Consider the following 22,991-nt stretch of genomic DNA (forward strand, 5'->3'; position numbering starts at 1 on the left):
ATTGCTCCGCCCCCTCCGGCAGGCCCCTGACACGCGGTGTTGTGCCCATGCACAACGGCGGGGCGCCGCCGGTGGTCTCCCGCAGCGTTTCCCCCGCAGTCCGTGGACGGGCGGCTCCCGCGGTGCTGGGGTGAGCGCCACACGACGGCGGATGTGCCGTACGGGACGAAGGGGCGGTACGTGGGCGGCTCGGATGCGGAGGACAGGGGTGGGGGCCATCCCGGGGGTGGTACGGGACTCGTCGTACGGGAGGTGTCCGTCGGGTACGGGCCCGTGCGGGCGCTGCGGCGCGTCTCGCTGGACCTGCCGGAGGGGACCGTCGTCGCCGTGCTCGGCGGCAACGGCGCGGGCAAGTCGACGCTGCTGCGGGCCGTCTCGCGCACGCTCTCCTTCCAGGGCGGCGCGCTCACCTCGGGATCCGTGCACTTCGGCGGGCGTCGCATCGACGGCCTATCGGCGGACCGGGTCGTCGCCGCCGGGATCTCCCAGGTTCCCGAAGGACGCCAGGTGTTCGCCCGGATGACGGTCACCGACAACCTGCGGGCGGGCGCCCTCGGCGCCACCGGGTCGCGCGCCGCCAAGGCGGACGCCCTGCGGCGCGTCCACGACCTCTTCCCCGTACTCGCCGAACGCGGCGCCCAGCGCGCCGGACTGCTCTCCGGCGGCGAGCAGCAGATGCTCGCGGTCGGCAGGGCGCTCATGGCCTCCCCGCGTCTGCTCCTCCTCGACGAGCCCTCACTGGGGCTCGCCCCGCTGATGGCCGCACGCATCGCCGACACCATCCGCGAGATCAACGCGCAGGGCACCTCGGTGCTCCTCGTCGAGCAGAACGCCGCCCTCGCCCTGCGCCTCGCCACCACCGCGTACGTCCTCGACGTCGGCGAGGTCGCCCTGTCCGGGCCCGCCGACGAACTCGCCGCCTCCGACGAGGTGCGCCGCCGCTACCTGGGCGTGGTCGACGAGGACGCGGCGGCCGACGCGACCCGGGGGACCGGCGCACTGCCGACGCTGCGGCGCTGGGGGGCCGGCCGGTGACCGAGGAAGCCACAGGATCCGTGCCGTCCCTCGACGTCCGCGACCTGACCGTCCGCTTCGCCGGGCTCACCGCCCTCGACGCCGTCAGCTTCACCGTCCGCCCCGGCACCGTGCACGCCGTCATCGGGCCGAACGGCGCGGGCAAGTCCACCTGCTTCAACGTCCTGTCCGGCGTCTACCGCGCCACCTCGGGCAGCGTCCGCTTAGGAGACCACGAGCTCACCGGCCTGCGCCCGCACCGCATCGCGGAGCTCGGCGTCGCCCGCATCTTCCAGAACCTGGCGCTGCCGCCCCGCGCCACCGTCGCCGACAGCCTGCTCCTCGGCCGCCACCGGCTGACCCGCGCCGGTTTCATGTCCGCCGGACTCCGGCTCCCCTCGGCCGCCCGCGAAGAGCACCGCCACCGCGAACGCGTCCGCGAGATAGCCGCCTTCGTGGGCCTGGAAAGCCGGCTCGACCAGCCCGCGGGCGCCCTGCCCTACGGCCAGCAGAAACTCGCCGAGCTCGCCCGCGCCCTCTGCATGGAGCCGCGCCTGCTGCTCCTCGACGAGCCGGTCGCCGGCATGACCGCCGACGAACGGCGCCGCACCGCGGCCGTCATCGCGGGCGTCCGCGACAGCCTCGGCATCTCGATCGTCCTGGTGGAACACGACATGGGGGTGGTGATGCGGCTCGCGGACGCGGTGACCGTACTCGACTTCGGGCGCCGGATCGCCGACGGCGCCCCCGGCGACGTACAGAACGATCCGGCGGTCGTACGCGCCTACCTGGGCGAGGGCGACCGGACCGGGAACGGAGAGGGACGACCGTGACCACCTTCACCGAGCTCCTTCTCAACGGCATCTCCATGGGGTCGGTCTACGCCCTCATCGCCCTCGGCTTCGTCGTGATCTTCCGCGCCACCGAGGTGGTGAACTTCGCCCACGCCTCCCTGCTCCTCGCGGGCGGCTACATCACCGCGTCCCTCCACGACGACCTCGGCTTCTGGCCGGCGCTGCTCGTCGGCGTCGCGGGCGCCGCGGTGGTCGGGGCGGCCGTCGAGTTCCTCGTCATGCGCCGCTACCGCGGCTCCGACCACAGCGTGCTCGCCATCGTCACCATCGGCGTCGACATCCTGCTCACCACCGAACTCACCCGCCGCCTCGGCACCGACGTCCTGCCGCTCGGCGACCCGTGGGGCGACGACGTGCTCACCATCGGGCCGATCTCCCTCGCGCACACCCGCATCGCCGCGTTCGTCGCCGCGGCCCTGCTCATCACCGTCTTCCTCCTCGCCTTCCGCTACACCTCGTGGGGGGTGGCGATGCGGGCCGCCGCCGAGAGCCCGGAGACCGCCGCGCTGATGGGCGTACGGCTGGGAAGAGTGTCGCTCGGCGCATGGGCGGTCGCGGGGGCGCTCGCGGCCGTGGCCGCGCTGTTCCTCACCGTCTTCCCGACACCCGGCCTGGAGCGCGCCACCTCGCTCGCCGCGCTGAAGGCGTTCCCCGCCGCGATCCTCGGCGGCCTCGACTCCACCACGGGCGCGCTGGTCGGCGGTCTCGTGGTGGGCGTGACCGAGTCCCTCGCCACCGGCTACCAGAGCGAGCTCAGCTTCCTCGGCCGCGGACTCGGCGACCTCGCGCCCTATCTCGTCATGACCGTCATCCTGCTGATGCGACCCGCCGGGCTGTTCGGCACGAAGGAGCTCGCCCGTGTCTGAGGCCCCCGTCTCCGAGCCCGTCGAGGCCGTCGCCGCACCCGCCGCCCGCCCCGTCCGCCGTACGCGGCTCAGGCGCCCCCGCACCTACCTGTGGGCCGCCGGCACGGCCGTCCTGCTCGCCCTGCCGTTCTACCTGGACCGCTTCTGGCTCCAGGCGGGCCTCTTCGCGATGGCCGCCGCCATCGGCGCGATCGGCCTCAACCTCCTCACCGGCGCCACCGGCCAGCTCTCCATGGGCCACGCGTTCTTCCTCGCCATCGGGGCGTACGGATACTGCGTCCTCGCCGGCGACGGGGGAGACGGCCTGACCGGGCTCGGTCTGCCGACCTGGCTCGCGGCGACCCTCGCCGTGGCACTGGCCGGGCTCGCGGGCGGCCTCTTCAGCCCCATCGCGGGCCGTCTGAGCGGCGCGTACCTCGGCATCGCGACCCTCGCGCTGATCTTCATCGGGCAGCACGTGCTGTTCAACGCCCACGACCTCACCGGCGGCTCCAACGGACGCGACGTGCCGCCCCTGAACGTCTTCGGCATCGCCTTCGACGAGAGCGAGGTGGTGGTCGCGGCCGTCCCGTTCGGCTCCGTCGAGAAGCTCTGGTACGCGGGACTCGTGCTGCTCGTGGCCGGCGGGCTCTTCGCCCGAGGCGTCCTGCGCGGCCGCCCGGGGCGCGCCATGAACGCGATCCGCGACCACCGCGTCGCCGCGGGCGTGATGGGCGTCCCGGTGGCCCGCTACCGCGCCGGGGTCTTCGTCCTGTCGTCCATGTACGCGGGCCTCGCCGGGGTGCTGCTCGCCCTGGTCTTCCAGCGCACCGTCCCCGACTACTTCGGCATGACGCTCTCCCTGGAATACCTCGCCATGATCGTGATCGGCGGTCTCGGCTCGGTCGCCGGCGCCGTCGCGGGCGCCGCCCTCGTCTCCCTGCTGCCCCAGCTCCTCACCCGGTACAGCGACGCGCTGCCCCTGGTCTCGGCGCCCGGCACCGGCGGGATCTCACCGGGCGAGGCGTCCCGGTATCTGTACGGCGCCGCCGTCGTGGCGGTGGTGCTCTTCCTGCCCGGCGGCCTGGTGAGCATCGCCGCCCGGCGCGGCAGGACAAGGCCAGGTACTCCAGGGGAGGAAGCATGAAAGCACTGACCAGGGCCACCGCGGCCACCACGGCGCTCGCCGCGCTGCTCGCGCTGACGGCGTGCAGCTCGAAGGCCAAGGACGACGGGGCCGACGGCGACAAGGGCGCGGGCGGGGTGAAGACCGGCGACGGCGTGACGAGCGAGACGATCGATCTCGGCGTCCTCACCGACATGACCGGCGTCTACGCCACCCTCGGCAAGAGCGTCACCCAGGCCCAGCAGCTCTACGTCGACCAGACCAACGCGGACGGCGGCATCTGCGGCCGCAAGCTGAAGCTCACCGTCCGCGACCACGGCTACGACCCGCAGAAGGCCGTCGCCGCCTACACCGAACTGGAGCCGAAGGTCCTCGGCTTCGCCCAGTTCATCGGGTCCCCGTTCGTCGCCGCCGTCGAGCGGCGCATCGAGGGGAACAAGGGCCTGGTCCTGCCGCAGGCCTGGTCGGCGAACCTGCTGGGCAGCCCGTACGTGCGCGTGGTCGGCTCCACGTACGACCTGGAGACGATCAACGCGATCGACTTCCTGATGAAGGAGAAGGGTCTCAAGAAGGGCGACAAGCTCGGTCACGTCTACTTCGAGGGCGACTATGGGGAGAACGCCCTCAAGGGCTCGAAGTACATGGCCGAGAAGGGGGGCCTCACGGTCGTCGAGCAGAAGATCAAGCCGACGGACAACGACATGACCGCCCAGGTCTCCGCCCTGAAGAAGGCCGGCGTCAAGGCCGTCGTGATCAGCGCGGGCCCGCGCCAGGCCGCCTCCCTCGTCGGCGTCGCGGCGGCGGGACGCTTCGACGTCCCGGTCATCGGCAACAACTCGGCGTTCGCCCCGCAGCTCCTCGCCACCCAGGCGGGCCCGGCCCTGATGAAGAACTACTACGTGGCCTCGCCCACCCTGCCCGTCGGCGCGGACACGACGGAGGCGAAGAAGCTCGTCGGCGACTACAAGAAGGCCCACCCCGAGGACTCCCTCGACAACGGCGTCGTGGCGGGCTGGACGGCGGCGTCCGTCTTCGGCGAGGCCCTGAAGGCGGCGTGCGAGGAGAAGGACCTCACGCGCGAGGGCGTCGGCAAGGCGCTCCTCACACTCGACGACTTCGACGCGGGCTTCGGCGTCACGCAGAACTTCAGCGACCCGAAAGCACCCTCTTCGAAGGAGAGCGTCATCCTCCAGCCGGACAAGAAGGCGACGGGCGGCATGAAGGTGGTCAGGCAGCCGAGCGCGGCGGAGGCGGCGACGGGCTACACGGCCGGGGGCTAATTCTCAGCCTGTCCGGCGATTGAGGACGAGCCCGAAGGGCGACCGACGGCACGCGAAGGGGGGCCTGAACCATTCGGTTCAGGCCCCCCTTCACACTGCTCAAGCGCCGCTACGGCAATTGCGTCGCCCGCGCCTCACGCCGGTTGCCGCGGAAGTTGTTCACCCTCCGAGCCGTGGCGAAGAGGGGGATCACCGCACCCAGGACGAGCTGGAGCGCGCAGCCGGTCTGCAGGAGCAGCTGGCCACCGGGAGCCTCGAACGCCCACGCCGCGAGCAGCCCCATCGCCGCGACGATCCAGGAGAGCATGGCGACCGCGAGGGGACCGCGCGGCTTCGGGTACTCGACGCGGCTGACCATGAGCCAGGCCGTGCCGATGATCGCCAGGAGCGTCGCCACGAAGGGCAGCTCCAGGAGCACGATCGAGACGACCGTCAGCGCTCCGAAGGGCGACGGCATGCCCTGGAAGGTGCCGTCCTTCACGGTCACGCAACTGAACCGCGCAAGCCGCAGCACCACCGCCAACAGCACGACGATCGCGCCGACCGCCGCCACCCGCTGGTGCGCGTCGTCGGCGACCATGCCGTAGACCAGGACGAAGTACGCCGGGGCCAGACCGAAGCTGATCAGGTCCGACAGGTTGTCCAGCTCCGCGCCCATCGGCGAGGACCGCAGCTTGCGCGCCACGAGACCGTCGAAGAGGTCGAAGACGGCCGCGCAGAGCATCAGGATCACGGCGGTCGCGGCGGAGTGCCGCGCCATGCCGCTCTCGTTGCTGCCCTGGAGGTGCGGGATGAGGATTCCCGTGGTGGTGAAGTACACCGCCATGAACCCGCACGTGGCGTTACCGAGCGTGAGGGTGTCCGCTATCGAGAGGCGCAGTGAGAGAGGCATCTCCTCATCGGCCTCGTCCTCCACCGCCTCGGGCACCCAGCCCGCCTGTGTCTCTGGATCAACCACGGTCAATGCGAGTCACCCCAGCCACGGTCTTCTGACCGACCTCGACGTCCACCTCGACACCCTCGGGGAGGTAGATGTCGACGCGCGAGCCGAAACGGATCAGGCCGATCCGCTCGCCCTGCTCCACCTTCATGCCCTGCGGCACGTACGGCACGATGCGCCGCGCGACCGCGCCCGCGATCTGGATCATCTCGATGTCGCCGAGCTCGGTGTCGAAGTGCCAGACAACGCGCTCGTTGTTCTCGCTCTCCTTGTTGAACGCCGGGACGAACCCGCCGGGGATGTGCTCCACGGACGTCACCGTGCCCGCGAGGGGCGCGCGGTTGACGTGCACGTTCAGCGGGCTCATGAAGATGGCGACGCGGGTGCGCCCGTCCTTCCACGGCATGATGCTCTGCACCACACCGTCGGCCGGAGAGATGACACGGCCCTGAGCGATCTCGCGCTCCGGGTCGCGGAAGAACCACAGCATGCCGGCCGCGAGGGCGGTGGCAGGGACGGCTACGGCCGCGGCGCCCTTGGAGCGGCGCGCGCGGGCGAGGCTGAGTGCCGCGGTGGCGACGGTGGGCAGGAGCCACGGCGATGCTCCGCGGGCAAGGCGTCCCTGGAGAATGCCGTCGCGTGGTGCAGAGGTTTGGCTGTGGGGCATGGATGACCTTCGTAGCGGATGAGGCCGCGCAGGGAATGGGGGACGGCGGCTTTTCCGGATGTTATCGGTTGCGAGCCACAACTGGGCAAGCCAGGAAGCCGAGTCCGCGGCTGAAGAGTGTTGACAGGGTGTGATCTTCTTCTCAGCGAAAATGGCCCAAACCGGGCATCTAGCCCTGGAATCGATACTCTTCGAGTAGCCGTCGGCCAATGATCATTTTCTGGATCTCGGCGGTACCTTCACCGATCAGCAGCATGGGTGCCTCCCTGTAGAGGCGCTCGATCTCATACTCCTTCGAGAAGCCGTATCCACCATGGATCCGGAACGCGTCCTCCACGACTTCCTTGCAGTACTCGGAGGCGAGGTACTTCGCCATGCCTGCTTCGAGGTCGTTTCGTTCCCCGGAGTCCTTTTTGCGCGCTGCGTTCACCATCATCGCATGGGCGGCCTCGACCTTGGTAGCCATCTCGGCCAGCTTGAACTGAATGGCCTGGTGCTGGGCGATCGCCTTGCCGAAAGTGTGACGTTGCTGGGCATACGAGACACCCAGTTCGAAGGCACGCTGAGCGACACCACAGCCACGAGCTGCGACATTGACGCGCCCGACCTCGACGCCGTCCATCATTTGGTAAAACCCTCGGCCGGTGACCCCGCCGAGCACACGATTGGCCGGAATTCGCAGTCCGTCCATGATGAGTTCGGTCGTGTCGACGCCCTTGTAACCCATCTTGTCGATCTTGCCGGGGATGGTGAGGCCGGGCCGGACCTCGCCGAAGCCGGGCTCCTTCTCCACGAGGAAGGTCGTCATCGACTTGTGGGGCGCCGTGCCCTCCGGGTGTCCTTCGTCACTCCGGCACAGAACGGCCACCAGAGTCGACGTCCCGCCGTTGGTGAGCCACATCTTCTGACCGTTGAGAACGTACTCGTCGCCGTCCTTGACGCCCTTGGACGTGATCGCCGACACATCGGAGCCGAGCCCCGGCTCCGACATCGAGAACGCGCCCCGCACCTCGCCGGCCGCCATGCGCGGCAGGAAGGTCTCCTTCTGCTCCTGCGTGCCGTGCTGCTTGAGCATGTACGCAACGATGAAGTGGGTGTTGATGATGCCGGAGACCGACATCCAGCCACGCGCGATCTCCTCGACGCAGAGCGCGTACGTGAGCAGCGACTCGCCCAGACCGCCGTACTCCTCCGGGATCATGAGCCCGAAGAGACCCAACTCCTTGAGGCCGTCGACGATCTGCTGCGGGTACTCGTCACGGTGCTCCAGTCCGGTCGCGACAGGGATGATCTCCTTGTCGACGAAGTCCCTGACGGTGGCCAGGATCTCCTGCTGGATGTCGGTGAGACCGGCGGTCTGCGCGAGTCGGCTCATGGGTTCACTTCTCCGCGTTCTTCGACGGGGCGTTGAGCTCCGGGCGGCCGGGCTGTTCGCCGCCGCGCTCCTTGATGTACGTCTCTGTGGGCACCATCACCTTGCGGCGGAACACGCAGACCAGCGTGCCGTCCTGCTTGTAGCCCCTGGTCTCCACGTACACGATGCCGCGGTCCGACTTGGACCGGGAGGGCGTCTTGTCGAGGACCGTCGTCTCGCCGTAGATCGTGTCGCCGTGGAAGGTCGGCGCCACGTGCTTGAGCGACTCGATCTCCAGGTTGGCGATGGCCTTGCCGGAGACGTCGGGGACGGACATGCCGAGGAGCAGCGAGTAGATGTAGTTGCCCACGACGACGTTCTTCCCGAAGTCCGTCGTCTTCTCCGCATAGTTCGTGTCCATGTGGAGGGGGTGGTGGTTCATGGTGAGCAGGCAGAAGAGGTGGTCGTCGTACTCGGTGACCGTCTTTCCGGGCCAGTGCTTGTACACGGCGCCGACTTCGAACTCTTCGTAGGTGCGGCCGAACTGCATGTGTCTTACGCCTCCGGGGCCTCGAACTTGGACGTGCGGGTCATCCCGGCCGCACGGCCCTTCCCGGAGATGACCAGGGCCATCTTCCGGCTGGCCTCGTCGATCATCTCGTCGCCGAGCATCGCCGAGCCCTTCTTGCCACCCGCCTCGGACGTGTAGTACTCGTACGCGTCCAGGATCAGCTCGGCGTGGTCGAAGTCCTCCTGCGAGGGCGAGAAGACCTCGTTGGCGGCCTCCACCTGACCGGGGTGCAGGACCCACTTGCCGTCGAAGCCGAGCGCCGCGGCGCGGTTCGCGACCTCGCGGTAGCCGTCGACGTTCTTGATCTGCAGGTAGGGGCCGTCGATCGCCTGGAGGTTGTTGGCGCGGGCGGCCATCAGGATCTTCATGAGGATGAAGTGGTAGGCGTCCGCCGGGTAGCCGGGCGGCTGCTCGCCGACGACCAGGGACTTCATGTTGATGGACGCCATGAAGTCGGCCGGGCCGAAGATGATCGTCTCGACGCGCGGGGAGGCCTCGGCGATCGCGTTGACGTTGTTGAGGCCCCGCGCGTTCTCGATCTGCGCCTCGATGCCGATCTTGCCGACCTCGAAGCCCATCGTCTTCTCGATCTGGCTGAGGAGCAGGTCGAGGGCGACGACCTGCTCGGCCGTCTGCACCTTCGGCAGCATGATGCAGTCGAGGTTCTGGCCGGCCCCCTCGACAACGGTCACGACGTCGCGGTACGTCCACTCGGTCGTCCAGTCGTTGACGCGCACGACCCGCGTCTTGCCCGTCCAGTCGCCCTCGTTGAGGAACTTGACGATGGTGTGCCGCGCCTCGGGCTTGGCGAGCGGCGCGCAGGCGTCCTCCAGGTCGAGGAAGACCTGGTCGGCCGGGAGGCCCTGGGCCTTCTCCAGGAAGCGGGGGTTCGAACCCGGGACCGCCAGACAGGAGCGGCGCGGACGAAGGCGGTTGATGGGCGCGGTCATGCGGGGACCTCCAGGGGGTCGAGGTTGTTCGCTTTCCGGATCTCGTCGACGATACGGCCGATGATCTCGGTGATGCCGAAGTCCTTGGGGGTGAAGACGGCGGCCACACCCGCCGCCTTCAGGTCCTCGGCGTCGCTGTTGGGGATGATGCCGCCGGCGACGACGGGGATGTCGGTGGCGCCCGCCTTGCGGAGCCGCTCCAGCACGTCGGGGACGAGCTCCGCGTGCGAACCGGAGAGGATCGACAGGCCGACCGCGTGCACGTCCTCGGCGAGGGCCGCGTCGACGATCTGCTCGGGCGTGAGGCGGATGCCCTGGTAGACCACTTCGAAGCCCGCGTCACGCGCGCGCACCGCGATCTGCTCGGCGCCGTTGGAGTGTCCGTCGAGGCCCGGCTTGCCGACCAGGAAGCGGAGCCGGCCGCCGCCGAGGTCCTCGGCCGTCCGTGCGACCTTCTCGCGGACGAGGGCGAGCGGTGTGCCCTCCTCGGCCGTGACGGCCACAGGAGCGCTTGAGACGCCCGTAGGAGCCCGGAACTCCCCGAAGACCTCCCGGAGTGCCCCCGCCCACTCTCCGGTCGTCACACCGGCGCGTGCGCACTCCAGGGTGGCCTCCATGAGGTTGCCCGTCCCGGCCGCCACCTCCTTGAGGCGCTCCAGGGCCTTGCAGGGGCGGGGGTGGTTGAACGGCGGCTGGTAGCGGGTGTCGCGCCACTGCTTGAGGGCGTCCACCACGCGGGCCTCGACCGCCGGGTCGACCGTCATGATCGCCGCGTCCAGGTCCGAGGTGAGCGGGCTCGGCTCCGTGGACTCGTAGGAGTTCACGCCGACGATCTTCTCCTGGCCCGACTCGATGCGCGCCCGGCGCTCCGCGTGCGAGGAGACGAGCTGCGACTTGAGGTAGCCGGACTCGACGGCGGCCATCGCGCCGCCCATCTCCTCGATGCGGTCCATCTCGGCGAGGGACTCCTCGACGAGCGAGGCCACCTTGGCCTCGACGACGTGCGAGCCCGCGAAGATGTCCTCGTACTCCAGGAGGTCGCTCTCGTGCGCGAGGACCTGCTGGATGCGCAGCGACCACTGCTGGTCCCAGGGCCGGGGGAGACCCAGCGCCTCGTTCCAGGCGGGCAGCTGCACGGCACGCGCGCGTGCGTCCTTGGAGAGCGTGACGGCCAGCATCTCCAGGACGATGCGCTGGACGTTGTTCTCCGGCTGCGCCTCGGTCAGACCGAGGGAGTTGACCTGCACGCCGTAGCGGAACCGGCGCTGTTTCGGGTTCTCGATGCCGTATCGCTCGCGCGTGACCTGTTCCCAGATCCGCCCGAACGCCCGCATCTTGCACATCTCCTCGATGAACCGCACTCCGGCGTTCACGAAGAAGGAGATGCGGGCCACGACGTCCCCGAACTTCTCCTCGGGGACCTGCCCCGAGTCGCGTACGGCATCGAGAACCGCGATGGCGGTGGACATCGCGTACGCGATCTCCTGGACCGGTGTGGCCCCCGCCTCCTGGAGGTGGTAGCTGCAGATGTTGATCGGATTCCACTTGGGGATCCGCGCCACGGTGTACGTGATCATGTCGGTGGTGAGGCGCAGGGAGGGACCCGGCGGGAAGACGTGCGTCCCGCGCGAGAGGTACTCCTTGACGATGTCGTTCTGTGTCGTCCCCTGGAGCTTGGTGATGTCCGCACCCTGCTCCTCCGCGACCACCTGGTAGAGCGCCAGGAGCCACATGGCGGTGGCGTTGATCGTCATCGAGGTGTTCATCTGCTCCAGGGGGATGTCCTGGAACAGCCGTCGCATGTCACCGAGGTGCGAGACGGGCACACCGACCCGGCCGACCTCGCCGCGGGCGAGGATGTGGTCGGGGTCGTAGCCGGTCTGCGTGGGCAGGTCGAACGCGACCGAGAGGCCCGTCTGCCCCTTGGCGAGGTTGCGCCGGTACAACTCGTTGGACGCCTCCGCCGTGGAGTGACCGGCGTACGTCCGCATGAGCCACGGCCGGTCCTTCTGACGCTCTGTCATCTTGCGCTGCTCCTCAGTGCGTTCAGACGTTGCGGAAGCGGTTGATCGCGTCGATGTGCTGGGCGCGCATCTCCGGGTCGCGCACGCCCAGGCCCTCCTCGGGCGCGAGGGCGAGGACGCCGACCTTGCCCTGGTGGAGGTTGCGGTGGACGTCGTAGGCGGCCTGCCCGGTGTCCTCCAGGGAGTAGACCTTGGAGAGCGTCGGGTGGATCTTGCCCTTGGCGATCAGGCGGTTCGCCTCCCAGGCCTCGCGGTAGTTGGCGAAGTGCGAGCCGATGATGCGCTTGAGGGACATCCACAGGTAGCGGTTGTCGTACTCGTGCATGTAGCCGGAGGTCGACGCGCAGGTGGTGATGGTGCCGCCCTTGCGGGTGACGTAGACGCTGGCGCCGAAGGTCTCGCGGCCGGGGTGCTCGAAGACGATGTCGATGTCCTCCCCGCCGGTGAGTTCGCGGATGCGCTTGCCGAAGCGCTTCCACTCCTTCGGGTCCTGGGTCTGCTCGTCCTTCCAGAACTTGTAGCCCTCGGCGTTGCGGTCGATGATCGCGTCGGCGCCCATGGCGCGGCAGATCTCCGCCTTCTGCGGGCTGCTCACCACGCAGATGGGGTTGGCGCCGCCGGCGAGTGCGAACTGCGTGGCGTACGAGCCGAGTCCGCCGCTCGCGCCCCAGATCAGGACGTTGTCGCCCTGCTTCATGCCGGCGCCGTTGCGGGAGACCAGCTGGCGGTAGGCGGTGGAGTTCACCAGGCCGGGGGACGCCGCCTCCTCCCAGCTGAGGTGGCCGGGCTTGGGCATCAGCTGGTTGGACTTGACCAGCGCGATCTCGGCGAGACCGCCGAAGTTGGTCTCGAAGCCCCAGATGCGCTGCTCGGGGTCGAGCATCGTGTCGTTGTGGCCGTCGGACGACTCGAGTTCGACGCTCAGACAGTGCGCGACGACCTCGTCGCCCGGGTTCCAGGCGTTCACGCCGGGCCCGGTGCGCAGGACGACGCCTGCGAGGTCGGATCCGATGATGTGGTACGGCAGGTCGTGGCGCTTGGTGAGCTCGCTGAGCCGGCCGTAGCGCTCCAGGAAGCTGAAGGTCGACAGCGGCTCGAAGATCGAGGTCCACACGGAGTTGTAGTTGACCGAGGAGGCCATGACGGCCACCAGGGCCTCGCCCGGGCCGAGTTCGGGGATCGGCACGTCGTCGAGGTGGAGCGACTTGCGGGGGTCCTTGTCGCGGGTCTCGAGGCCCGCGAACATCTCCGCGTCGTCCTTGTGCACGGTGATCGCGCGGTACGACTCGGGCAGCGGGAGAGCGGCGAAATCTGCGGATGTGACCGTGGCCGAGCCACTCGCGGTCGCGGTTTGAGCCTGAATCGCGTCCAGGATTTCCTTCACGGTTTACCTCCGGCGGTAGCGCTGAGGGGGCGCTCTTCGAGGGGGATACGTCGGCGTTCGTTGTGATGCTGTGGAGGGGTGTGCCGTCGGTTCGGCGAAGGGTGGTGCTCGGCAACGCCTTGGTGTGGCGCGGGAGGTGCCTGTGACGCAGGCGTCCGGGCGCGCAAGCCGTGGCTTGAGGGGACAGCCGACGTGCGCGAGATCCCTGCACGCCGGCCGCCCGGACAACATCAACGTATGGCACCGCGTGCCAACGGGCAAGACACTGGGTGCCATTAATTTTTGACCGATGATCGATCACCGCAGGTCAGAGGGGGTGCCGACAGGACGAAGGGGGCGCTACCGAAAGGTAGCGCCCCCTTCTAAGCCACGCATGAAGGCGGATCAAAACCTGCCCAGGAACACCCGAAGGAACGCGTCGGGAACCCCGCCGAGCCGCTAGGAACGCTCCCTGAGCGCCTTCTCGATGGTCCGCATGACCTCGTCCAGCGGCGCGTCCGTGCGCGCCACGGCGACCAGCACCTCGCCCTGCTCGGACACCGTCGCCGGCGTGGCCGCCGGCATCGTGTCGCGGCCCGCGCCGATGCCCGTGCCGAAGGTCCGCCGGACGATCGCGAACGCGTGGTCCAGCTGGGTCTCCACGTCGCCCTGGCCGCCCGCCCGCAGCCATCGCCGCAGGACGTGGTTGTGGGCGGTGACGACCGCGGACGCGGCGACCTCGGCGAGCAGCGGGTCGTCGTTCCCGTCGTGGTGCGCCTGCTCGTCGAAGTGGCCCAGCAGATAGCGCGTGAAGAGCCGTTCGTAGCGGGCCACCGAGGCGATCTCGCGCTCACGGAGCGTGGGGACCTCACGGGTGAGGCGGTAGCGCTCCACGGAGACCGCGGGCGACGCCGCGTACATCTTCATGACTTCCTTGATGCCCCGGCACACCGTGTCCAGCGGGTGCTCGTGCGGCGGAGCCGCGTTGAGGACCGCCTCCGCGCGGATCAGGGTGTCGTCGTGGTCCGGGAAGATCGCCTCTTCCTTGGAGCGGAAGTGCCGGAAGAACGTCCGGCGGGCCACCCCGGCCTGCGCGGCGATCTCGTCGACCGTCGTCGCCTCGTACCCCTTGGACGCGAAGAGCTCCATGGCAGCGGCCGCCAGCTCCCTGCGCATCTTGAGCCGTTGGGCGGCGGCACGGCTGCCCGCGGCACTCTCGGGAGCGTCGGGGGTTGCGTTGCGTGAGGACTTGGCGGCCTTGGACATGCCATGAACGTACTGCATGTGCGCGCCACGGTGCTCCTGAGGGACGGGGCCGCCCGAGGGTTCGAGCAGCCCGCCCCAGTCCGTCCGTTCCCCCGGTCGCTCCTCGGCCTGCTCAGCGCCGCGCATATTCGCGGAAGCCACGGCCCGTCTTGCGGCCGAGGCAGCCCGCGGCCACCAGGTGTTCGAGCAGCGGCGCCGGGGCCAGGCCCGGGTCGCGGAACTCGCGGTGCAGGACCTTCTCGATGGCCAGCGACACGTCCAGGCCGACGACGTCCAGGAGCTCGAAGGGGCCCATGGGGTAGCCGCCGCCGAGCTTCATCGCGGCGTCGATGTCGTCCAGCGAGGCGTAGTGCTCCTCGACCATCTTGATCGCGTTGTTGAGGTACGGGAACAGCAGGGCGTTCACGATGAAGCCGGCACGGTCGCCGCAGTCCACCGGGTGCTTGCGGATCTTCGCGCACACCTCGCGGACCGTGGCCCGGACGTCGTCCGCGGTCACCACCGTGCGGACCACCTCGACCAGCTTCATCGCCGGGGCCGGGTTGAAGAAGTGCATGCCGATCACGTCACGCGGCCGCGAGGTGGCACGGGCGCAGGCGACGACCGGCAGCGAGGACGTCGTGGTCGCCAGGATCGCGCCCGGCTTGCAGACCTTGTCGAGGGTCGCGAAGAGCTGCCGCTTGACGTCCAGGTCCTCCGCGACGGCCTCCAGGGCCAGGTCGACGTCGGCGAACGCCTCGTACGACCCCGCGGGTGTGATCCGCTCCAGCGTCTGAGCCGCCGCCTCCGCCGTCATCCTGCCCTTGTCCACGGAGCGGGACAGGGACTTGCCGATGCGGGACTTGGCGGTCTCCGCCTTCTCCTCGGTCCGAGCGGCGAGCACCACGGAGAAGCCCGCCTTGGCGAAGACCTCCGCGATGCCGGACGCCATCGTCCCCGAGCCCGCGACGCCGACCGAGCGGACCGTGCGCCCCGGCGCGCGCTCCTCGTCCTCCGCGGGGGTCAGCGCGTCGCGCACCACCTCCGAGCCGCCCGCCTCCGCGTACGTGTAGAAGCCGCGGCCCGCCTTGCGCCCGGTAAGGCCCGCCTCGCTCAGCTGCTTGAGGATCGGCGCGGGCGCGTGCAGGCGGTCCTGCGACTCGGCGTACATGGCGTCGAGGACCGTGCGGGCGGTGTCCACGCCGATCAGGTCGAGCAGCGCGAGCGGCCCCATCGGCAGGCCGCAGCCCAGCCGCATCGCCGCGTCGATGTCCTCGCGCGACGCGTACTTCGCCTCGTACATCGCGGCGGCCTGGTTGAGGTAGCCGAAGAGCAGCCCGTCGGCGACGAAGCCCGGCCGGTCGCCGACGGCGACGGGCTCCTTGCCCAGCGCGATCGCCAGATCGGTGACCGCGGTGACGGCGGCGGGCGCGGTCAGCACGGACGAGACGACCTCGACCAGCTTCATCGCGGGCGCCGGGTTGAAGAAGTGCAGGCCCAACACCCGCTCCGGGCGCGCCGATTCGGCGGCGAGGCGGGTCACGGACAGCGCGTTGGTGCCGGTCGCGATGATCGTCTCGGGGCGCACGACGGCGTCGATCTCGCGCACGACCTGCTGCTTGATCTCGTACGACTCCGGGACGACCTCGATGACCAGGTCGGCGTCGGCCGCGGCGCGCAGGTCGGTGAAGGTGCGGAAGCGGGTGAGGATGCCGCGGCGCTCCTCCTCGGTGAGGCGCTCTCGGCGCACGGCGCGGGCGGTCGAGGCCTCCAGGGACTCGACGGCGCGGGTGGCCGCGGCCTGGCAGATGTCGATGCCGATGACCTCGCGGCCCGCCCGGGCCAGGACCTCGGTGATGCCGGTGCCCATCGTGCCCAGACCGATGACGGCGACGGTGTTCAAGGGAGCGTCCATGCGTGGACTCCAGGAAGAGAGTGACGACTGAGGGGCGCGCGGGTACGGCGACTGCCGCACGGCGAGCGGGAAGTGATGCGTGTCGTGTCCGGGCGGCGCGCAGGGCACGCCCGGTGAGGGGAGTCGACCGGCTCTGTCCCGGAGCCACGTCGTACTGAGGTACGTGAAGTACCGAACCGACCAGACACTCGCGGCGGCTGCGTCACCAGGCCGCCACGAGGAAATAACTGCTACGGGGAGTGTGCCCCGCTCACATGAGACTAACCGGCGAGTAACGAGCGCGCCAGCCCGCGATGTTTTCCCGTGTCTGTGATCTACATCGCGACCGGCGGTAAGGCTTAGGCTCGCGACCATGGATGAGGAGTTGCGGACGGTGACGGAACGCTTACGGGCCGAGGCGGGCGGATCGAAGGAGTACGAGAGGCTGATCGCCGCCGAAGACCCCGACGAGCTGGCCGAAGTGCTCGTCTCACCCGGGCAGCCCCTGTGGGCCCGGGAGTTGGCCGCGGTCAGACTCGGTGTCGCGGGCGACCGCAGGGCCTTCGAGTCGCTCGTCCTCCTCCTGAACCACCGGGACCCACCACGCTGCGCCGCCGCGGCCCACGCCCTGGCCCGCCTCGGCGACCCGCGCACGGCACGCGCCGCCGCCGCCCTGGCCACGAACGAACTCCGCGTCGCCTACGCCCTGTACCCCGTGCGCCTGCTCACGGAGCTGCGCGCCCCCGAGTCGGCGCCGGCGCTGATCACCACGCTCCAGCGCAGACTGGCGCCGCACGACCCCTTCGGCAAGATCGCGCTCGCCTGCGTGGAGGGTCTCGGCGCACTGGGCGACGCCCGCGCCAGGCCGGTCCTGACGGCCGCCCGCGGCCACCCCCGCCTGGCGGCGGCGGCCTCGGCCGCCCTGGCCCGCCTCCCACAGGACGACGACCGCGCCGGCTGACGGGGCGGCTGCGGAGCGCCGGCTACTCGGGCACCACTGCGAACGCCTCTATCTCCATCAGGAACTCGGGGCGCACCAGGGACGCCACTTGTACCGCCGAGGCCGCGGGGAGTCGCCCGGGATCGAGGAAGGCGTCCCGGGCGGCCCGCACGGCGGGCATGTGCGCCATGTCCGTCACGAAGTACGTCAGCTTCACGACGTCGTCAAAGGTGGCGTCCGCCGCCGCGAGGCACCGCCGGAGGTTCTCGAAGACCTGCCGGGCCTGCGCGGCCGCGTCGCCCTCGCCGACCGGCCTGCCGTCCTCGTCCAGGGCCAACTGGCCCGAGACCGCGACGAAGCGGCCCGAGCCCATGACGACGTGCGTGTACGCGGTGGCGGGGGCGACGCCCTCGGGGGCGTGGATGTGGGTGAGTCGGCTCATGTGTTCATCGTGGACCACGGGTGTGACAGCGCCCTCGGCTTCGCCTTGCTCGGGGGCTGTGGCTTCGGGGCCGGCCGGGTTTCGCAGACCGCGTCGATCTCGCCGTCGCCGGTCGGTACCTTGCCGGTCGTCAGGTACACCGCCAGGTGCCGGTCGAGGCACTTGTTGCCGCTGAGGGTGACGCCGTGGTTGCCGCCGCCCTGTTCGATCACCAGGCGGGAGCCCCGCAGCATGCGGTGGAGGTTCACGGCTCCGTCGTACGGGGTGGCCGGGTCGTCCGTGCCCTGGAACAGCAGGACGGGCGGCAGCTCGGAGTTGGCGACGTCCGGCGGGCTCAGGTGGTGCGTCGGCCAGAACGCGCAGGGCGCGTTGTACCAGGCGTTGTTCCAGGTGGCGAACGGTGCCCTCGCGTGCATGCGGTCGTTGTCGTCGCGCCACGTCCGCCAGTCGCGCGGCCACTGCACGTCGCGGCACTGCACGGCGCTGTAGACGCTGTAGCTGTTCTCGCCCGCGGCGTCGACCGCCCCGAACACGTCGTACGCCGCCACGAGCGGTGTGCTGTTCCCGTCGTTCACGTACGCGGCGAACGCCTTGGCCAGGCGGGGCCAGTACCCGTTGTAGTAGCTGCCGGGCAGGAAGGTGTCCTCCACTTCGGCGGCGCCCACCTTCTTGCCCGCGGGCTTCGCGGCGAGCGCCTCGCGCATCGCGTACCACTTGGCCTCGACGTCCCGCGGGTTCCCGCCGAGCCCGTAACTCGCGTCGTGGCGGGCGATCCAGGTCATGAACGCCTTGTGGCGGTCGTCGAAGGCCCGGTCCTGGCGGAGGTTGTTGTCGTACCAGAGCCCCGACGGGTCGACGAGTGAGTCGAGCGCCATGCGCCGCACCCGGTGCGGATAGAGCCTTCCGTAGAGGGCGCCCAGGTATGTGCCGTAGGAGTAGCCGAAGAAATTGATCCGCCCGGCGCCGAGGGCCGCGCGGATGGCGTCCATGTCCTGGGCGACGCTCACCGAGTCGATGAAGGGCAGGACGTCGCCGTACTTCTTGCCGCACGCCGTCGCGAACGCCCGTGCCCTGCGCAGGTTGTCGCGTTCCAGGGCGGCCGTGGCCGGGACGGCGGCGGGGCGCACGGGGTCGAAGTGGCCCGGCGCGCAGTTGAGCGCGGGCCGGCTCCTGCCGACCCCGCGCGGGTCGAAGCCCACGATGTCGTACTGCGCGGCCGCCTTCTCGGGCAGCGATTTCGCGACGAACCCCGCCATCGAAAGGCCGCTGCCGCCGGGGCCTCCGGGGTTCACCAGGAGCGGTCCCTGGAAGGTCTTGGCGGTGTGCGGGACGCGGGACAGGGCGAGGGTGATCTGCCGCCCGTGCGGCTCCTGGTGGTCGAGGGGCACCTTCAGGGACGCGCACTGGAGCGTCGGGTGGTTCTTGGTGGCGCACTTCTTCCAGGCGAGCGGGCCGCGCTCCGCCGGGGCTCCCGAGGCGGGCGGCACCGCCGCGGCCAGGGTCGCCGTCACGGCGGCGACCGAGCAGAGTACGACGGCACGCTTCTTCATTCGGCCTCCCAGGGCGGCGGGTTCGGGGCCAGGGGGCCGCGATCTCCGGCGCATCTTCCCGGAACGGGCTCCACAAGAGCGCCCGTCCCGGCCGGGAACAACCCGAACGGAGCAAGCCGGTCAGAGCAGGGTGAGCTGAGTGGGTCCCGCGGCGGGCTCGGGCTCCTCGGGGACCCGGATCCGTCGGGCGGCACCCGCGCGCGTGGGACCGATGCCGAACTCCTCGGCCAGTTCGTGCACTTGGCGGGTGATGCGGCGCTGGTACCACTTGGGGGCGTAGGCGCCCTCCGCGTACAGCCGCTCGTACCGCCGCACCAGGTGCGGGTGGTGCCGGCCGAGCCACGCCATGAACCACTCCCGCGCCCCCGGCCGCAGATGCAGCACCAGCGGCGTCACCGAGGTCGCCCCCGACTCGGCGACGGCCCGCACCGTGGCGCGCAGCTGATCCGGGTGGTCGCCGAGGAAGGGAACGACCGGTGCCATCAGGACGCCGCAGCCGATGCCGTGCTCGGTGAGGGTGCGCACGGCGTCGAGGCGGCGCCCGGGCGCCGGGGTGCCCGGCTCCACCGTGCGCCACAGCTCCTCGTCGACGAAGCCCACGGACACGGAGACCCCGACGTCCGTCACCGCGGCGGCCTGCCGCAGCAGATCCAGGTCGCGCAGGATCAGCGTCCCCTTGGTCAGGATGGAGAACGGGTTCCCGCGGTCGCGCAGGGCCGCGATGATCCCCGGCATCAGCCGGTAGCGGCCCTCCGCGCGCTGGTAGCAGTCCACGTTCGTGCCCATGGCGATGTGGTCCCCGTGCCAGCGCGGCGAGGCGAGCTGGCGCCGCAGCAGTTCGGCGGCGTTGACCTTGACGACGATCTGGCTGTCGAAACCGAGTCCGGTGTCCAGGTCCAGATAGCTGTGCGTCTTGCGCGCGAAACAGTAGACGCACGCGTGCGTGCACCCCCGATAGGGGTTGACCGTCCATTCGAACGGCATGCGGGACGCCCCCGGCACACGGTTCACGATCGACTTGGCCCGTATCTCGTGGAACGTGATCCCTCTGAACTCGGGGGTGTCGATCACCCTCGTCGTCACCGCGTCCGCGCCGAACAGCGCGGCATCCGCGGTGCCACGGCGTGGCCCGTCGGAAAGGTTCTCCCAGCGCATGGCGCCTCCTCGGTAGCACTGACCACAGAATAGAACATACGTTCCCTTGATCGTGCGACCCCGCTCCGCGCGCCGTGCTTTTGATAGCGTTCCGTCAAGCGCGACCTGCGCGACACCGCCGCGACGAGGGAGGTTGATGAATATGGCCCGCCGTACGCCTCATCAGCATGTCCTTGTCCGGGTCGCGCGAGCCTGAGGACGAGCCCGAAGGAACAGGCCGTCACGAGCGACCCGGTCGTCGAGAACGACCTGGAGAGTCGCGTGTCTTCTTCTCTTTCCACCACCGCTGCCGCTCTGTCGACCGAACGCCTCACCCTGCGGGCCTGGACGGCCGACGAGGTCGCCGACGTCCTCGCGGACCGCCGTCCGGCGCACTGGGCGCGGGACTTCCCCGCCGACGGGGACCGCGTCATCGCGAGCGTCATCGCCCAGCAGATCGCCGACGGACCGCAGGACCCCGGAGCGCACGGCCACCGGCTGATCGTCGAACGGGAGAGCGGCGCCGTCGTCGGCTCCATCAGCCTGCTCTGGCCGCCGAGCGAGAGCGCGGTCGAGTTCGGCTACGGAGTCGTGCCCTCGCGCCGCGGCCGGGGCTACGCTCCCGAAGCCGCACGGGCCCTCACGGCACACGCCCTGGCCTCGCCGACCGTCACCGTGGTGTACGCCGAGGTGGAACTCGGCAACGAGGCCTCCGTCCGGGTCCTGGAGAAGGCGGGCCTGCACCGCTGGAGCAGTGACGGGACGACGGCCCTGTACCGCACGGACGCGCCGGAACCGGCACCGTCCAAGAAGTAGCGGATCCCGGGCCCGGCGGCGGCGCGGACCCCTGCCGCCGGGCCCCTTCCGGCCGGTCCGCCGTCGGGCGGTCCCGCCGCGCGTTGGATGATCGTAAGCATGCTCGTCGAGTCCCTGTCCGTCGCAGCCCTGGCCGTCGTCCTCGTCTGCGCCGTCGTCCGCCCCTTCCGCTGGCCCGAGGCCGCCTTCGCCGTGCCCGCCGCCGGTGTCGTGATCCTGGCCGGGGCGATCCCGCTCGACGACGTACGCGAGGAGGCCGCCCGGCTCGGACCCGTCATCGGATTCCTCGCGGGCGTTCTCGTCCTCGCCAAGCTCTGCGCCGACGAAGGGCTCTTCCGCGCCTGCGGCAGCTGGATGGCGCGCCGGGCCGCAGGGCGGCCCCGCACCCTGCTCGGCGCCGTCTTCGCCCTGGCGTCAGTGATCACCGCGACCCTGAGCCTGGACGCCACCGTGGTCCTCCTGACGCCGGTCGTCTTCGCCACCGCCGCCCGCATGGGCGCCCGCCCCGCGCCGCACGTCTACGCCGGCGCCCACCTGTCCAACACCGCGTCGCTCCTGCTGCCCGTCTCGAACCTGACGAACCTCCTCGCCTTCACCGCCACCGGGCTGAGCTTCACCCGCTTCGCGCTGCTCATGACGCTGCCCTGGCTGGTCGCCATCGCGGTCGAGTACGTCGTCTTCCTGCGGTTCTTCGCCGCCGACCTCGACGCACCCGCCGAAGGCACCGAGCCCGCCGACCCACCGCGGATGCCGCGTTTCGCCCTGGCGACCGTCGCGGCGACGCTCGCCGGATTCGCCGTCGCCTCCGGCCTCGGCATCGAACCCGCCTGGTCGGCCGCGGCCGGTGCGGCCGTCCTCGCGGTACGGGCCCTGCTGCGCCGTCGTACGACACCCGTGGCGATCCTGCGCTCGGCCTCGCTGCCGTTCCTGGCCTTCGTCCTCGCCCTCGGCATCGTCGTCAGGGCCGTCGTGGACAACGGCCTCGGCGACGCCCTCGGCCGGGTCCTGCCCGACGGCACCGCGCTGCCCGCGCTGCTCGGCACCGCCGCCGTCGCCGCGCTGCTCGCCAACCTGATCAACAACCTGCCCGCCGTCCTCGCCCTGGTCCCGCTGGCCGCCCCGGCCGGACCCGGAGCCGTGCTCGCCGTGCTGATCGGCGTGAACATCGGACCCAACCTCACCTACGCCGGATCGCTCGCCACGCTCCTCTGGCGCCGCATCGCCCACCAGCACGAACACGACGTCAGCCTCGGACGGTTCACCCGCCTCGGACTCCTCACCACCCCCGCCGCCCTGGTCCTGTCCACCCTCGCGCTGTGGGTCTCCCTGCGGCTCCTGCCCGGCTGAGCACGCCCCTTGCAGGGGACCCGATTTGGGAGGCCGGTGCGCCGGGTGGTTGGCTTTCCGTGAAGCCCCCGAGTCACAACTGCTGGAGGAAGTGCAATGGCGCAGGTCGAGGCGGTCACCGAGCGGATCATCACGGCACAGCCGGACGATGTCTTCGACGCGCTGGCCGACTACAACGGCACGCGGGAGAAGCTCCTGTCGGAGCACTTCAGCGAGTACGAGGTGCGCGAGGGTGGCGACGGAGAAGGCACCCTCGTCCACTGGAAGCTGCAGGCCACCAGCAAGCGCATCCGCGACTGCCTCCTCGAGGTCAGCGAGCCCACCGACGGCGAACTGGTCGAGAAGGACCGCAACTCATCCATGGTCACGACCTGGACGGTGACCCCGGCGGGCGAAGGCAAGTCCCGCGTGGTCGTCACCACCGTGTGGAACGGCGCGGGCGGCATCGGCGGCTTCTTCGAGAAGACCTTCGCGCCCAAGGGCCTCGGGCGCATCCACGACACCGTGCTCGCCAACCTCGCCACCGAGGTCGAGAAGTAGCTCCCCGCCACGGCCGGGCGGCCAACTCCCGCCTAGGCCATCAGGGTTGTTGGCACGCTCACCGTTTCGAGTGGTTTTCTGTTCGGCCCCGTTGT

21 protein-coding genes are annotated in these 22,991 nt (G+C 70.3%); 9 read left to right on the forward strand and 12 right to left on the reverse strand.

Annotated elements, in window-relative coordinates; all coding sequences use genetic code 11:
• Positions 1 to 180 precede the first annotated feature (180 nt).
• Genes AC07DO_RS29145 through AC07DO_RS29165 form a run of 5 tightly spaced genes read left to right on the forward strand, consistent with a single transcriptional unit; the run spans position 181 to position 5,119 of the window.
• A complete protein-coding gene (locus AC07DO_RS29145) occupies positions 181 to 1,035 on the forward strand; it encodes an ABC transporter ATP-binding protein (protein ID WP_479063698.1) in 855 nt (284 codons plus the stop codon).
• A complete protein-coding gene (locus AC07DO_RS29150) occupies positions 1,032 to 1,847 on the forward strand; it encodes an ABC transporter ATP-binding protein (protein WP_479063699.1) in 816 nt (271 codons plus the stop codon). The genes AC07DO_RS29145 and AC07DO_RS29150 overlap by 4 nt, the downstream gene beginning before the upstream one ends.
• Positions 1,844 to 2,734, forward strand: a complete 891-nt coding sequence (locus AC07DO_RS29155; RefSeq protein ID WP_479063700.1) for a branched-chain amino acid ABC transporter permease — start codon at positions 1,844 to 1,846, stop codon at positions 2,732 to 2,734. The genes AC07DO_RS29150 and AC07DO_RS29155 overlap by 4 nt, the downstream gene beginning before the upstream one ends.
• Positions 2,727 to 3,860, forward strand: coding sequence for a branched-chain amino acid ABC transporter permease (locus tag AC07DO_RS29160; RefSeq protein WP_479063701.1), 1,134 nt, complete (start codon positions 2,727 to 2,729; stop codon positions 3,858 to 3,860). Before AC07DO_RS29155 ends, AC07DO_RS29160 begins: the two co-directional genes overlap by 8 nt.
• Positions 3,857 to 5,119, forward strand: a complete 1,263-nt coding sequence (locus AC07DO_RS29165) for an ABC transporter substrate-binding protein (RefSeq protein ID WP_479063702.1) — start codon at positions 3,857 to 3,859, stop codon at positions 5,117 to 5,119. The genes AC07DO_RS29160 and AC07DO_RS29165 overlap by 4 nt, the downstream gene beginning before the upstream one ends.
• A 109-nt stretch (positions 5,120 to 5,228) precedes the next feature.
• On the opposite strand, the gene pssA is transcribed toward AC07DO_RS29165, so the two are convergent.
• The 9 genes from pssA to AC07DO_RS29210 form a co-directional block, all read right to left on the reverse strand.
• Positions 5,229 to 6,083 carry a CDP-diacylglycerol--serine O-phosphatidyltransferase gene (pssA, locus tag AC07DO_RS29170; RefSeq protein WP_479063703.1) on the reverse strand — a complete coding sequence of 285 codons (855 nt, stop codon included), beginning with the start codon at positions 6,081 to 6,083 and terminating at the stop codon, positions 5,229 to 5,231.
• On the reverse strand, positions 6,070 to 6,726 hold the full coding sequence (locus tag AC07DO_RS29175) for a phosphatidylserine decarboxylase (protein WP_479063704.1): 657 nt from the start codon (positions 6,724 to 6,726) through the stop codon (positions 6,070 to 6,072). The genes pssA and AC07DO_RS29175 overlap by 14 nt, the downstream gene beginning before the upstream one ends.
• Positions 6,727 to 6,895: 169 nt before the next feature.
• Positions 6,896 to 8,101 (reverse strand): acyl-CoA dehydrogenase family protein, encoded by a 1,206-nt coding sequence (locus AC07DO_RS29180; RefSeq protein WP_150187060.1) that lies wholly within the window; start codon positions 8,099 to 8,101, stop codon positions 6,896 to 6,898.
• Between the two features lie 4 nt (positions 8,102 to 8,105).
• Complete coding sequence (locus AC07DO_RS29185; RefSeq protein WP_399537334.1) at positions 8,106 to 8,630, reverse strand: MaoC family dehydratase; 525 nt, start codon at positions 8,628 to 8,630, stop codon at positions 8,106 to 8,108.
• Positions 8,631 to 8,635: 5 nt separating this feature from the next.
• Positions 8,636 to 9,601 (reverse strand): HpcH/HpaI aldolase/citrate lyase family protein, encoded by a 966-nt coding sequence (locus AC07DO_RS29190; RefSeq protein WP_479063705.1) that lies wholly within the window; start codon positions 9,599 to 9,601, stop codon positions 8,636 to 8,638.
• A complete protein-coding gene (locus AC07DO_RS29195; RefSeq protein ID WP_479063706.1) occupies positions 9,598 to 11,625 on the reverse strand; it encodes a protein meaA in 2,028 nt (675 codons plus the stop codon). The genes AC07DO_RS29190 and AC07DO_RS29195 overlap by 4 nt, the downstream gene beginning before the upstream one ends.
• Positions 11,626 to 11,647: 22 nt before the next feature.
• Positions 11,648 to 13,009: a crotonyl-CoA carboxylase/reductase gene (gene ccrA / locus AC07DO_RS29200; protein ID WP_479063707.1), complete on the reverse strand. Its 1,362-nt coding sequence runs from the start codon at positions 13,007 to 13,009 to the stop codon at positions 11,648 to 11,650.
• A 438-nt stretch (positions 13,010 to 13,447) separates the two neighbouring features.
• Entirely contained in the window at positions 13,448 to 14,254 is an 807-nt protein-coding gene (locus AC07DO_RS29205) for a TetR family transcriptional regulator (RefSeq protein WP_479063708.1), read from the reverse strand.
• 112 nt (positions 14,255 to 14,366) lie between these two features.
• Positions 14,367 to 16,148 carry a 3-hydroxyacyl-CoA dehydrogenase family protein gene (locus AC07DO_RS29210; protein ID WP_479063709.1) on the reverse strand — a complete coding sequence of 594 codons (1,782 nt, stop codon included), beginning with the start codon at positions 16,146 to 16,148 and terminating at the stop codon, positions 14,367 to 14,369.
• A 352-nt stretch (positions 16,149 to 16,500) separates the two neighbouring features.
• Here AC07DO_RS29210 and AC07DO_RS29215 point away from each other — a divergent pair, with 352 nt between their 5' ends.
• Positions 16,501 to 17,088: an adenylosuccinate lyase gene (locus AC07DO_RS29215; protein ID WP_479063710.1), complete on the forward strand. Its 588-nt coding sequence runs from the start codon at positions 16,501 to 16,503 to the stop codon at positions 17,086 to 17,088.
• Positions 17,089 to 17,110: 22 nt separating this feature from the next.
• On the opposite strand, the gene AC07DO_RS29220 is transcribed toward AC07DO_RS29215, so the two are convergent.
• The 3 genes from AC07DO_RS29220 to AC07DO_RS29230 form a co-directional block, all read right to left on the reverse strand.
• On the reverse strand, positions 17,111 to 17,509 hold the full coding sequence (locus tag AC07DO_RS29220; RefSeq protein ID WP_479063711.1) for a RidA family protein: 399 nt from the start codon (positions 17,507 to 17,509) through the stop codon (positions 17,111 to 17,113).
• Positions 17,506 to 19,059 (reverse strand): alpha/beta hydrolase, encoded by a 1,554-nt coding sequence (locus AC07DO_RS29225; RefSeq protein ID WP_479063712.1) that lies wholly within the window; start codon positions 19,057 to 19,059, stop codon positions 17,506 to 17,508. Before AC07DO_RS29225 ends, AC07DO_RS29220 begins: the two co-directional genes overlap by 4 nt.
• Positions 19,060 to 19,179: 120 nt before the next feature.
• Positions 19,180 to 20,214: an Rv2578c family radical SAM protein gene (locus AC07DO_RS29230; RefSeq protein ID WP_479063713.1), complete on the reverse strand. Its 1,035-nt coding sequence runs from the start codon at positions 20,212 to 20,214 to the stop codon at positions 19,180 to 19,182.
• Positions 20,215 to 20,475: 261 nt separating this feature from the next.
• Here AC07DO_RS29230 and AC07DO_RS29235 point away from each other — a divergent pair, with 261 nt between their 5' ends.
• The 3 genes from AC07DO_RS29235 to AC07DO_RS29245 all read left to right on the forward strand — a co-directional run bounded on the left by AC07DO_RS29235 (position 20,476) and on the right by AC07DO_RS29245 (position 22,896).
• A complete protein-coding gene (locus AC07DO_RS29235; RefSeq protein WP_479063714.1) occupies positions 20,476 to 21,009 on the forward strand; it encodes a GNAT family N-acetyltransferase in 534 nt (177 codons plus the stop codon).
• A gap of 99 nt (positions 21,010 to 21,108) precedes the next feature.
• Entirely contained in the window at positions 21,109 to 22,356 is a 1,248-nt protein-coding gene (locus tag AC07DO_RS29240) for an arsenic transporter (protein ID WP_479063715.1), read from the forward strand.
• 96 nt (positions 22,357 to 22,452) lie between these two features.
• Positions 22,453 to 22,896, forward strand: coding sequence for an SRPBCC family protein (locus AC07DO_RS29245; protein WP_479063716.1), 444 nt, complete (start codon positions 22,453 to 22,455; stop codon positions 22,894 to 22,896).
• Positions 22,897 to 22,991 lie beyond the last annotated feature (95 nt).

The organism is Streptomyces sp. NPDC045678, from assembly GCF_056432085.1.